General features: G+C 45.9%; 13 protein-coding genes. 8 read left to right on the plus strand and 5 right to left on the minus strand.

All coding sequences use genetic code 11. The features are described from left to right. Positions 1–176 precede the first annotated feature (176 nt). The 3 genes from ppc to cdd all read left to right on the plus strand — a co-directional run bounded on the left by ppc (position 177) and on the right by cdd (position 4,312). Complete coding sequence (ppc, locus tag IY568_RS06740; protein ID WP_194867147.1) at positions 177–2,810, plus strand: phosphoenolpyruvate carboxylase; 2,634 nt, start codon at positions 177–179, stop codon at positions 2,808–2,810. A gap of 182 nt (positions 2,811–2,992) precedes the next feature. After that, on the plus strand, positions 2,993–3,361 hold the full coding sequence (locus tag IY568_RS06745; RefSeq protein ID WP_010381034.1) for a hypothetical protein: 369 nt from the start codon (positions 2,993–2,995) through the stop codon (positions 3,359–3,361). Between the two features lie 81 nt (positions 3,362–3,442). Continuing rightward, complete coding sequence (cdd, locus tag IY568_RS06750) at positions 3,443–4,312, plus strand: cytidine deaminase (RefSeq protein WP_125557143.1); 870 nt, start codon at positions 3,443–3,445, stop codon at positions 4,310–4,312. Here cdd and udp read toward each other — a convergent pair. Then, entirely contained in the window at positions 4,309–5,079 is a 771-nt protein-coding gene (gene udp, locus IY568_RS06755; RefSeq protein ID WP_125557141.1) for a uridine phosphorylase, read from the minus strand. The genes cdd and udp overlap by 4 nt on opposite strands. Before the next feature lie 318 nt (positions 5,080–5,397). On the opposite strand from udp, the gene IY568_RS06760 reads away from it, so the two are divergent. From IY568_RS06760 to IY568_RS06770, 3 genes are all read left to right on the plus strand, one after another. Continuing rightward, positions 5,398–6,177, plus strand: a complete 780-nt coding sequence (locus IY568_RS06760; RefSeq protein WP_125557139.1) for a DUF2189 domain-containing protein — start codon at positions 5,398–5,400, stop codon at positions 6,175–6,177. Between the two features lie 282 nt (positions 6,178–6,459). Beyond that, a complete protein-coding gene (locus IY568_RS06765; protein WP_125557137.1) occupies positions 6,460–7,572 on the plus strand; it encodes an arginase family protein in 1,113 nt (370 codons plus the stop codon). A 156-nt stretch (positions 7,573–7,728) separates the two neighbouring features. Next, positions 7,729–8,427, plus strand: coding sequence for a transporter substrate-binding domain-containing protein (locus IY568_RS06770; protein WP_194867148.1), 699 nt, complete (start codon positions 7,729–7,731; stop codon positions 8,425–8,427). Here IY568_RS06770 and IY568_RS06775 read toward each other — a convergent pair. Next, positions 8,424–8,672: a VF530 family DNA-binding protein gene (locus IY568_RS06775; RefSeq protein ID WP_125557132.1), complete on the minus strand. Its 249-nt coding sequence runs from the start codon at positions 8,670–8,672 to the stop codon at positions 8,424–8,426. The two genes, IY568_RS06770 and IY568_RS06775, sit on opposite strands and share 4 nt — an antisense overlap. Before the next feature lie 27 nt (positions 8,673–8,699). After that, positions 8,700–8,984 (minus strand): DUF1496 domain-containing protein, encoded by a 285-nt coding sequence (locus tag IY568_RS06780; RefSeq protein WP_010381046.1) that lies wholly within the window; start codon positions 8,982–8,984, stop codon positions 8,700–8,702. Positions 8,985–9,137: 153 nt separating this feature from the next. Here IY568_RS06780 and IY568_RS06785 point away from each other — a divergent pair, with 153 nt between their 5' ends. Continuing rightward, the gene (locus IY568_RS06785) at positions 9,138–9,368 is read left to right on the plus strand and encodes a TIGR02647 family protein (protein ID WP_010381049.1); all 231 of its coding nucleotides are present in this window, start codon (positions 9,138–9,140) and stop codon (positions 9,366–9,368) included. Positions 9,369–9,417: 49 nt separating this feature from the next. Here the strand turns inward: IY568_RS06785 and maiA are convergent, their stop codons facing one another. Together maiA and hmgA are read right to left on the minus strand one after the other, a co-directional pair. Next, complete coding sequence (maiA, locus tag IY568_RS06790; RefSeq protein ID WP_194867149.1) at positions 9,418–10,047, minus strand: maleylacetoacetate isomerase; 630 nt, start codon at positions 10,045–10,047, stop codon at positions 9,418–9,420. 130 nt (positions 10,048–10,177) lie between these two features. Next, positions 10,178–11,473 (minus strand): homogentisate 1,2-dioxygenase, encoded by a 1,296-nt coding sequence (hmgA, locus tag IY568_RS06795; protein ID WP_010381053.1) that lies wholly within the window; start codon positions 11,471–11,473, stop codon positions 10,178–10,180. Between the two features lie 127 nt (positions 11,474–11,600). On the opposite strand from hmgA, the gene IY568_RS06800 reads away from it, so the two are divergent. Next, positions 11,601–12,032 (plus strand): MarR family winged helix-turn-helix transcriptional regulator, encoded by a 432-nt coding sequence (locus IY568_RS06800; protein WP_194867150.1) that lies wholly within the window; start codon positions 11,601–11,603, stop codon positions 12,030–12,032. Positions 12,033–12,134: the final 102 nt, after the last annotated feature.

Consider the following 12,134-nt stretch of genomic DNA (forward strand, 5'->3'; position numbering starts at 1 on the left):
GACTTCATTGAGAATGATTATCACTTGAGAATGTTTATATGTCAAACAATAAATGATAATTAATTGCATTTGTGGCTTTTATAACTTTTTGCCTCTGTCTGTCATCAAAGTATCTTTTCTTTTTCTTTGTATAGTCAGTATATTGGAGTGAGTGAAAATTGTTCAGGGAGCAAGTTATGCAACAGCAATACACAGAATTGAAAAGAAACGTGAGTCTGCTTGGCGAGCTGTTAGGCACCACTATCGCCCATTCCCAGGGAGCGGAGGTACTCGAAAAAGTTGAGTTGATCCGACACCTGGCGAAATCGTCACGCGGTGGTGATGTACAGGCGAGAGAAACGTTAATTGAAACCCTGCAGTCCTTGCCTGATGAAGAGCTACTGCCTGTATGTCGGGCATTTAGCCATTTCCTTAACCTGGCAAACGTTGCAGAGCAGCAACACACCATTTCTGACTCAGGATGCCCGCAAGGTCCATTTGAGACTCTGCAAACCACCTTGTCTGAAATCACGAGAAAAGTAAATCAGGGTGAGACAGATCAGCATAAAGTTGCTGAAGTAATTGAAAATTTATCTATTGAACTGGTACTTACGGCACACCCAACGGAAGTAACCCGTCGCACTTTGATCAGTAAGCATGTTGAGCTGAGTGATTGTCTGTCTGAGCTGGCTGCATGTCAGGATAGCAGCTTGTGTCGGAATGAAGTCATCGCGCGGATCGAGCAGCTGATCTGCCAGGCATGGCATACCAATGAAATCAGGAACAAGCGTCCAACCCCTCTTGAAGAAGCAAAATGGGGCTTTGCTGTTATTGAAAATAGCCTGTGGGATGCGGTGCCTAAATTTACCCGCACACTCACTCAGCTTGCTGAAGGTCAACTTGGTATCACGCTCCCGGAAGAATATGCACCGATTAGTCTGGCTTCCTGGATGGGGGGAGACAGAGACGGTAATCCCAATGTGACTGCCCAAGTGACTCAAAGCGTGCTTGATCATGGGCGCTGGATGGCGCTGGATCTGTATTATCGTGATTTGGATGTGCTGAGTGCTGAACTTTCTATGGCGCCGGCGAATGACGAATTAAAAAAACTGACCGGGGACCATCCGGAACCATATAGGGCGTTACTCAAACAACTCAAAGCTGATATTAATGAGACGATATTGTCGCTGGAGCACAAGATCAAACATAAACCCAGTTCGTATCAGGATAAGGTCCGCTCAAAAGAACAACTGATGACGCCGCTAAATGCCTGTTATCGCTCGCTGACCGAGTGTGGAATGGAAGTGGTGGCCAATGGTATGTTGCTGGATGTCATGCACAGATTAAGATGCTTTGGTGTACAGCTGTGTAAATTGGACATCCGTCAGGACTCAGGCAGGCACTGTGATGTGCTCTCTGAAGTAACACGCTATTTGGGCGTGGGAGATTACGGACAATGGTCTGAGCAGGACAAGCAGGCGTTTCTGTTGTCTGAGTTATCGTCGCGGCGCCCATTGTTACCAAAGCACTGGCAACCCAGCGAGGAAGTACAAGAAGTGCTTGATACTTTCGCTGTTATTGCCAACCAGGATAGAGCCGCTTTGGGGATCTATATTATCTCTATGGCCAAAGAAGCATCCGATGTACTGGCTGTTGAACTGTTACTTCAGGAAAGCGGGTGTCAGTTTAAGCTGCCTGTAGCACCACTTTTTGAAACACTGGATGACCTGAATAATGCACAGAAGGTGATGCAGCAGTTATTCGACTCAAGCTGGTATAAAGGACATGTGGGCCAGCAGCAGTATGTCATGATTGGATATTCCGATTCTGCCAAAGATGCGGGCATGATGGCTGCTGGCTGGGCACAGTATCTTGCGATGGAGCAGCTCATTGAAGTAGGCGAGCAATACCAGGTTGAGATGCATCTGTTCCATGGCCGAGGCGGTACCATTGGACGGGGTGGGGCGCCTGCTGCACAGGCGCTGCGTTCACAGCCTCCAGGTTCACTGAGTCATGGCTTACGTGTGACGGAGCAAGGAGAGATGATCCGTTTCAAATTTGGCCTGACACCCGTCGCCATTCAAAGCTTGTCTCTGTACGCCAGTGCGATTATAGAAAATAACCTTTGTCCGCCGCCACAACCTAAGTCTGACTGGCGCGATGCCATGGCTCTGCTGAGTGAGCATTCTTGTAATCAATATCGGGATTTTGTTCGCGGGAATGCAGACTTTGTATCTTATTTCAGGGCTGCGACGCCTGAAATTGAGTTGGCGAAGTTACCTTTGGGTTCTCGTCCGGCTAAACGTAAACCTCAAGGTGGGATAGAAAGTCTTCGTGCCATTCCCTGGATCTTTGCCTGGAGTCAGAATCGCTTAATGTTACCAGCCTGGCTTGGTGCTTTGGCTGGCATACAAAGTGTCGTGAAAGCGCATGGTGAGGCACTGCTAGGTGAGATGAGTGAGCAGTGGCCATTTTTTAGAACACGTCTCGAGATGCTTGAGATGGTATTTTGTAAAACAGATCTCTGGCTAAGCGAATACTACGATGAGCGCCTGGTGCCGGCGCAATTGCGCCCACTCGGGGAGTCTTTGCGCAAAGAGCTGACTGAGGCTACGCTATTTATTGAAAAGTATGCGCCAAAAGGTTCGCTACTATCAGCACAACCTTGGATACGTGAATCAATTGAATTACGAAATCCGTATACCGATCCACTTAATGTGCTTCAGGTTGAGTTACTTAAACGGACCCGGGACAAAGATAATCAGGACTTAGACAGTGCATTGATGATCACTATGATGGGTATTGCGGCTGGACTAAGAAATACGGGTTAATTTAATTTGCTGCAATAGCAGTTTTATCCCCTCATAACAAAAACCAATCCTATAGGGTTGGTTTTTTCATTTTATCTAGTTTTTTATGGTTGTTTTGTTGACATCAATTCTTAATTAACTAGAATCCCCTGCTACCTTGTAAACGCGCTTAACACGAATTAAGGCAATAGTCAGAGGCTGAAATGTCAACGCTTTCAACCAGTATCACATATGATGAAACCACAACCCTGATCATGATGACCCTTAGAGGGAAAGCAGGGGTAGATGATGTTGTTAATGCCTACAGGGCGGCGAACAATTATGCTTCTAAACACCAGAGTAGTAAGTTGTTGGTGGATGTTTCTGAGTTGGAGCACCGGTTTGCAGCAATAGATGTGGTTAATATTATGCCAAAAGTCGCACATCAGGTGAAAAACATGCAGATTGCCAGAGTGGTGGGTATTGAAGGGTTTATGCATGATTTGTTCTTGCAAAAGGTTCAGCGATTTGGCATTAACGCGGAGAATTTTGAGTGCTTCAAAAGTGCTAAGGAATGGTTGAGTAAAAGCTGATTCAGGCGTAAACTGGTCTGCCATGAAACAAGCGCAAAACAGCGCTGTACAGGCGCAAGCCTGTGCGAATAATAACGATATATGGCAGATACTGACAACAAGCTAATTCCTTCCGTACTGGAAGCGTGTAAAACCGCCAACGGCGTACTAAATTCAGAACTTCAAACTCATATTCAGGCCTTATTGGGTTGCAGTAAAGCTCAGTTAGGGCAGGCGTTGTTGCCATATGCAGCAAGCTTTGCTCAGGCCCCTATCTCTTCTTTTCTGGTCGGTGCAGTGGCATACGATAAGCATAGTGATCACTATTTTCTGGGTGCTAATCTGGAGTTTTCGCACCGGGCGTTGTCTTTGGTGGTGCATGCCGAGCAAGCTGCTATTAACAACGCGTGGCTGAATGGCGCTAAGGAAATTACCAGCTTGGATATTACGGCTGCTCCTTGTGGTTACTGTCGCCAGTTTATGAATGAACTAAGTAATGCAAAACAGCTGAAAATCACTCTTCCAACAGGGGAGACGACGTTAACGCAGCTGCTGCCGGGAGACTTTGGGCCCACAGATTTAGGCAATCAGGAATCACTATTTGACAGTGCTCCGGTAGCTATTAATAAGGTGGATGAGCTATCCGATACGCTGGTCAGTCACCTTAGCCAGGTTTATGCACCGTACACCAAAAACATAGCAGCGGCTGAGTTGGTGATGAAAAACGGCAAGCGTTTTTATGGTCGCTATGTCGAAAATGCAGCATACAGCCCAAGTTTATCACCGATGCAAAGTGCACTGAGCCAGTTGGCTATGAGCGGTGAAATACTAGCTGAGGCTAAGCTGGAGCGGGCGACTTTGGTAGAAACAAAAGGAAGAGAAAACCAGCGTGCGGTGACAGAAGCTGTAATAAGCAGCTTTAACGAAACGCTAAAGCTACATTATTATCTAATAGAGTCAAAGCAGGTTTAAGCCTGCTTTGCTTTTTCCAGTACCAGTTCAGCGGCTTTGATGACAACAGAAACCGCATTTTTTTCAACCATCTGATGATCGACGTTCGGGATTTCCTGACGGGTACGGTTAACCAACACGCCTGCAACACAGGCTGCTTTTAGTCCCAGCGCAGCACACATAGTAAACAGAGTAGCTGATTCCATCTCATAGTTCATTACATTGAGCTTTTGCCACTCTTCGCATGAGCCCTGAAATGCTTTTGGTACGTATCCTGAGAAGGTATCATATCGTTCCTGGCCCGGATAGAAAGTATCACTCGAAGCAGTAATGCCCGTGTGATAGGTGACGCCCATGTGTTCACAAGCCTCGACCATGGCCGCGGTACAGTGGAAGTCAGACACAGCCGGGTAGGCAAGTGGGGCGAAGTGCTGGCTGGCACCATCAAGGCGCACAGAAGCTGTGCTGACCAGAATATCACCTTCGTTAATATGTGGCTGGATAGCGCCAGTGGTGCCAATACGAAGGAAGGTATTTACACCCAGTTGAGCGAGCTCTTCAATAGCAATCGAAGTAGAGGGCCCACCAATGCCGGTTGAGCAAATCACGATGGATTGGCCGTTGATATCGCCAAGATAAACATGAAACTCTCGGGTTTGAGCCAAACATTTGGGGTTGTCGAGTTGCGAAGCTATACGCTCTGAACGTTTAGGGTCGCCAGGTACGATAGCCAGTGTTGCACCGTTGAGATCTGCTTTCGAAAGACCCAGGTGAAATACCTTTTCCATATATAAACCTTGTATAGTTCTAAAGCCCAATGGTCAATTTTACCTGCATTTAAGTACAGGACGAATGTCCTTATGTTGGCCTTTGAGCATGACAAATGTATTTTTTACTTTAAATCCTATAAATGCTCAGGATAAATCGCCAATTCAAGGTGTAATGGCATCTTAAACAATAGGTTGCTCACGAGTATTATACAAAGATATTAACGCGAAACAGCGCCGTTTGTAACCTTAGGTATCACTCAAATTAACCAATTGCTTGCAACATTGTCGACTGTCTTCTAAACCTTAATAAGGAGAAGCAAATGGGGAATACCTACAATGCCTACAACACAATCGATAGACAAGCACACCGAGTTTGCCCGCTGTTTTGAAAGCAACAAGTTAAGCCCCTTTGTGGCTTTTCACTGGCTCGCATTGGCGTTCAAAGACATCGCCAGGGCTCCTTTACTCAGTCTTATATATGGACTGGTTTTCACAACAATACCAGCTGCGATTATGTGGCTTGCATTTGAAGTTGATTCACACCTTGTGATCTTACCCGCTGCCGTTGCATTTGCATTGATTGGCCCCGCATTTGCCGCAGGTCTTTACGATGTTGCCTGGGAGCTGGAAAAAGGCCATAAGCCTACGCTCGGTCATAGTCTTAAATCTATGTTCAGAAACCCAGCAGGAGAATGGGGATTCGCCATTTTACTGATGGTGATAATGATTGTCTGGATGCGTCTGGCAGCGCTCATTCATGCGCTTTATCCCAATGTGCCAAACCCCAACTTTGAGCAATTATCGGCATTCCTTGGGTTGGGAACCTTGGTAGGGGGCATATTGGTTGTGACTGTGTTTGCCATTTCTGCGTTCACACCACAGATAATGATGGAGCGCCGTGTCGACATTATGACTGCCGTGGTTTCGTCAATCCACGCAGTGAGATCTAATGCTGCAGCGATGATTGTATGGGGCGCGACAATTGGTGTTTTGGTTATAGTTGGCTTCTTAACGGGCACGGCCGGGTTTATCGTGATAATGCCGTTACTCGCCTATGCAAGTTGGCATGGATACATTGCAACGATAAAAACCAAAAAACCCAGAAAATACGAATAAGCAAACACTTAGCCTGCATATTCAACCGCTTTGGCAAACTTCGGTGGTGCCAGGGCGGTTGACTTATCTCCCAGCCATGTTATACCGACACCAGCACAGTATATTTTAGCGTTTTAAAGTCCACTTTATATTCGTAACTCATTGAAAGCTATGGCTTTGATGTTTTTGTTGTGAAAGGTGTTTGATATATTTGGGGAATTTTCCCTGTCTATTCAGTGAACCTGACAATAAATCCGTGAGTAACGGCGTGGCATGTTTATGCAGTTGACTGAGGAGGTCTCAATGAGTGATAGCAAAGCAAAATTTCATCAGAAAATAGAAAACTGTCTGTGTCCGCCAGGAGATGGCGTGTTTACCGTTAACACGGCAAAAGAAAGAAAAGCGGCGTTACGCGAAAAACTCTACGGGCAGACTGAAAACATTGAGCCTCTGTGGAAAGCGTCATTAAATGCACTGGGTGAAAGTGAGCACAAAGCCGCCATTTTGGGGATCAGCTCTGACTGTGGCGGTGGTATCCTGAGAGGCGCGAACTGGGGTCCGTTATTCCTTCGCTCAACATTGCTGACACAGCAGCCACAAGTGAGTGCGTTTGATCTAGGTGACGTGCGTGTTATCCCTCACCTACTACATGATAAGTACCTGAATGAAGGGACAATCAGCAACTGCCAAAAGGCGCTCTATCAGGACGAAAATAGCGAATACCATGTGTCGCCTTTGTCTATTACAGAGGATGTTTGTGATGGCTTTTATGCTAATTATCCTGACAAAGGCATTTTTGGTATCGGCGGTGACCACTCAATTAGCTATCCACTTACCAAAGCTTACCTTAAGGCGAAACGTGAGCAGGGTAAACGCACTGCGATTATCCACTTTGATGCACACACTGACCTGCTGGTAGAGCGATTGGGTATTGATCTTTGCTTTGGCTCATGGTGTACACATATATTGGAGTTTTTGCCAGCTCCGCACCATTTGATCCAGTTTGGGATCCGTTCAAGCGGCAAGAGCAAACAGCATTGGGAGTCAACATTCGGTGTTAAGCAGCACTGGGCCAATGAGATCCGTGAACAAGGCGCTGAGGCCATTGTGGAGCAGGTGATTAAGCAGCTCAAAGAAGACAAGGTTGACGAGCTGTACGTGAGTTTTGACATTGATGCGTTGGATGAGCAGTTTGCTGCGGCAACGGGTACACCAGAATCAGGCGGTATGACGCCAGATGAAGCAATGACAATACTGACGGCTCTGAGCAAAGAGTTTCCTATCACAGGTGCTGATATGATGGAGATTGCTCCATTTACGGATAGCTCGCTGGCAGGATTGTCGAGCTCAGAAACGACGCTTCGTGAAGGCGCTAAGCTATCAGCTTTCCTGATTGACGCCATCAACAAAGGCTAATCACATGCACAAAGAGGGCGGCAGGCCCTCTTTGTGGCCGCATATCATGCGCATTTATGCTATCTCATCAAAAATTTACCTACTTTTATATTCACAGCATCCGAATATTTTCCTATATTAAAAATTGCATTCTGAATCGATCATAAGGAGCGATGCTTGGTACGCTGGTTTGTTTATTTGTGGCTGGCCTTAGGTAATGCAAGCGTATCCGCTTATACACTGACTCTGGTAACTGAGAACTTTGCACATTTTCAATATGTGAACGGAGAGGGGGAGCTGACGGGTCATGCTGCTGAGAAAGTGACTTCTGTGCTTAATGAGGCGCAGATAGATTATCGTATCTCTGTTGATAACTGGAGTAGTTCCTACAACAGTGCTAAACGCGATCCGAATACTTGCATTTTTTCAATTGCTAAAAGTGAGCAACGTAACGCCTTATTTAACTGGGTGTTTCCCATTGGTGCTTTTACGACCTCATTTTATGCCTTGAAGACCGCAAACATCAGTATCGACTCTCTCGATCAAGCCAGACAGTATAAAATTGCTGTGATACGCGACAACTTTAGCCATCAGTATCTTAAAAGTCAGGGGTTTGTAGAAGGCCAACAACTGCTATTGATCCAATCTTTTGATCGAGTATTTCAGCTCCTCGCGACGCGCCGGAATATTGTTGACCTGGTCATTTTGAGTGATGCGCAATTTGAGCATAAGAGCAAGAGTGAACCTATGAGCAATGAACTCGAGCCGGTTATGACAATAGATAACATGAACACTCAGCTTTATTTCGCGTGTAATAAGAAAGTGCCAGCACGGATAATCAGCCGTATTCAGGCAGCATACAAGCGCTTATACTAGGGCTTTTTAGCCTCAGGCCAGCTGAAGCCATGGAACGTATCCAAATACAGCGCCTCCACCTTGTCTCTTGCCCATGGCGTTTTGCGCAGAAACTTCAGGCTTGACTTCACAGATGGGTCCTTTTTGAAACAATTGATATCCACCGCTTCTGCCATGGCTTCCCAACCAAGTTGCTCAACCAGGCGTTCTACGATGTCCTGAAGTTTGACCCCATGCAAGGGGTTATTGGGTTGTGATCCACTCATACTGCTTTGTTCGCTTAATTAAAACGGCTAGTGTACCCTGATTTTACCTTTCATTTCTACTCTGATTGGTTCGCCCTTGTCGTCCAGCTTAAGCCATATCAACGGGCTTTGCGGCTGGTTTTTATAGCGGTGAGTACAGACATACAACATTTCGGCTTGTTTGATTACCGCGCCTTCAGTATAACGAAGATCCTGATACCAACACACCGCCTGTAACTGCTCGAGGTAGAGATTCGTCTCGTTGCCATAGGCTACACCTTTGAGTGGAATCAATAAAATTGTAAATAAAAAGCAAATTAGCTTATTTTTCATGGCATAACTCCAAGTTCGAGCTAAATTTAAGGGGGTAAAGCTAATGTACTATACACCTTAGCTATTGGTAATGTGCTGACACACCTTTTTTGGTCTGTCAGTTGTTGTAATACATGCAGAAGTCGGGCCTATTTTATGGTCTCAGGAGGGAATATGGCATTTGATGAAAAACTAATGGCTGAGCTGGAACTACTGGTGAAATTTCCACGTAGTAGTTTGCATCAGGGGATAAAAATACACAAAAATGCAGATCAGGATATTCTATCGGCAGCCGAGCGGTTATATGCCAAAGGGGTGATTGATCAGCCTGATGGGGGTTATCTAACAGATCTCGGGCACGATTTGTTGGTGCATTTAGACCAGGTGCACAGTGCACTTAAATAGTTGGACCGGCGGTATCAGGAGCGTATTCTCAACGCTCCTGAGGCCGTTTTTACTGAGGGGCGTCGGCTTGGTTTTCCGGTGCTGCATCTTTAAATGCCGGCAATGTGTTACAGTGTTCGTAGATACGCGCAATTTTAGGGAAATCATTCATATCGACTTTGAAGCGCAGCGCATTATAAACCTGAGGTACCAGGCAAACATCAGCAAGCGATGGCTTATCACCGAAACAAAACAGGCTGTCGCCTAGCATCACTTCTAACTTTTTGAACCCTTCAATTACCCAATGGCGATACCAGGTGTTTTTTTGCTCATCTGATACGGATAGCTCGTTACTCAGGTATTTTAGTACTCTGAGGTTGTCGATCGGATGAATATCGCAAGCAATAGCGTAACAGAAGTTGCGCACTTGTGCTTTTTCCCAGGCATCAGCAGGCAGTAACGGAGCCGCTTCATAAGTTTCTTCCAGCCATTCCAGAATAGCCAATGACTGAGCCAGTACGCCCTGATCTGTTTCCAGTGCAGGCAGTAGCCCCTGATTGTTTTTACTCAGATAGTCAGTTCCTTGTTGTTCTGACTTTAGCAGGTTAACCGGTACTAATTCATGATCCAGGTCTTTCAGGTTGAGTGCAATTCGCACACGATATGCGGCAGAAGAGCGAAAATAAGTATACAGTTTCATGTTTGTTCCTTTTGTTCACGACGTTGGCTCTGCTATAAAATAGCCTGCTCATTATTGAGGTCGAATAAAATACGATGAAAAGCGGGCATTGAGCCCGCTTAATCTGTCATATGTTATTTACCAATTTATTTTATGCACCTTTGTAGTACTTTTTGATGCCTTTCCAGCAATCAAGGTAATTTGGCTGGCGCTCTTTGCCTTCCAGTGCGTACTTGGTCGGAGAAATGACGTAACGCGATTCAAACATGAAGGCCAGAGTATTTTCATAACGTTGTGGCTCAAGTTCCGCATTCGACGCTTTTTCGAAAACATCAGCCTCAGGACCATGCGGCGACATACAGTTATGCAAGCTCATGCCTCCAGGTACAAAACCATGCTCTTTTGCATCATAAACACCTTCAATCAGACCCATAAACTCACTCATGATATTGCGGTGGTAGTAAGGTGGGCGGAATGTATCTTCTGCAACCATCCAGCGTGGCGGGAAGATAACAAAGTCGACGTTTGCTACACCAGGTGTACCAGAGGGTGAAGTCAGTACTGTAAAAATTGATGGATCCGGGTGGTCGAAACTGACGGTGTTCATCACGTTAAAGCGGGCCAGATCATATTTGTAAGGGGCACTGTTACCAGTCCAGGCAACAACATCTAACGGAGAATGTCCGATATCACAGCGGAACAGGTTACCATTGAACTTAGCGACGAGCTCGAAATCACCTTCTAAGTCTTCGAAAGAGGCAACTGGATACAGGAAATCACGTTCGTTAGTATAGCCATTGGCACCAACTGGGCCACGCTCAGGTAAAATGTAAGGATTACCGTAGTTTTCGCAGATGTAACCACGAACCTGTTCGCTCAGTAGTTCAACGCGGAACTTAATTCCGCGCGGGATCACGGCAATTTCCCCCGGCTTAATTGCCAGCTTGCCACACTCAGTGTGAAGCACCAGCTCACCAAGCTGAGGCACAAACAGCAGCTCGCCGTCTGCGTTGTAAAAATAACGACCTTCCATAGAAGCGTTGGCAACGTAGACATGGATACCTATACCAGCTTGACCGTTCGCACTACCGTTAGCTGCCATAGTCACTAAGCCATCGACAAAGTCTGTTTTTTCAGCTGGAACTTCAACCGGATTCCAGCGTAACATAGTTGGCGGTGTCGGGACTTCTGTGATCGGTGCTGTACGTAACAGACCATTATCCATAGCCTGATAATCACCCTGTACAACTGAAGGGCGAATTCGGTAAAACCAGTTTCTGCGATTTTCCGCGCGTGGTGCTGTGAAAGCAGTGGTGTTGTACTGCTCAGCATATAAATCATATTTTACTTTTTGTGGTGAAAACTGACCGACTGGCAGGGCACCAGGCAGGGCTTCAGTTTCAAATTCATTACCAAAACCACTCATGTACTCGAATTCTGCACTCATTTTGCATAGACTCCGTTGATGTTTTTTGTAAAGATACTCTCATGTGAGAGTATTTTCAATCTTTGGCCAATATTGATGTGTAAATTTTTATGTACAGGATTTGGGCCGGTGTACCAGGAGCTTGATAGTGGCATTTGATATTAATGAATTTCTTCCTTATCGCATGGTTCGGCTGGCGAATGCTATGAGTGAGGCCTTTTCCGAAGTATATGAGCAAGCAGGTTTGACTGTGCCTCAGTGGCGGGTACTGGTTCATTTGGCTCAGCATCCGGGAGCGACAGCTAAACAGCTATGCGATCTGGCAAGTATGGATAAATCAACGGTGTCACGCGCTATTAAACAGTTACAGCAACAAAGCATGCTCGTGGCGCAGCAAAGTGAGACAGATAAACGTGCAACAGAAATGCACCTGACCCCGCAAGGGGTTGCATTGTACGAAACCTTAACGCCGAAAGCATTGGCTTGGGAAGGCACATTGTTGAGTGAACTAAACCCCGAAGAAAAGCAGGCACTGTTAGTGATGATGCAAAAGCTGGAAGGGCACTTTCTAACCCGTTAAATCTGAAGTATCAAATTACATTCAGTCTTATACCAATTTGCTAATTACAGAGTTAAAACGAAAAAAGGTCAACCGAAGTTGACCTTTGAGATTATCTAATTA

This window comes from Pseudoalteromonas sp. PPB1, from assembly GCF_015356275.1.
GTDB lineage: Bacteria > Pseudomonadota > Gammaproteobacteria > Enterobacterales > Alteromonadaceae > Pseudoalteromonas > Pseudoalteromonas rubra_D.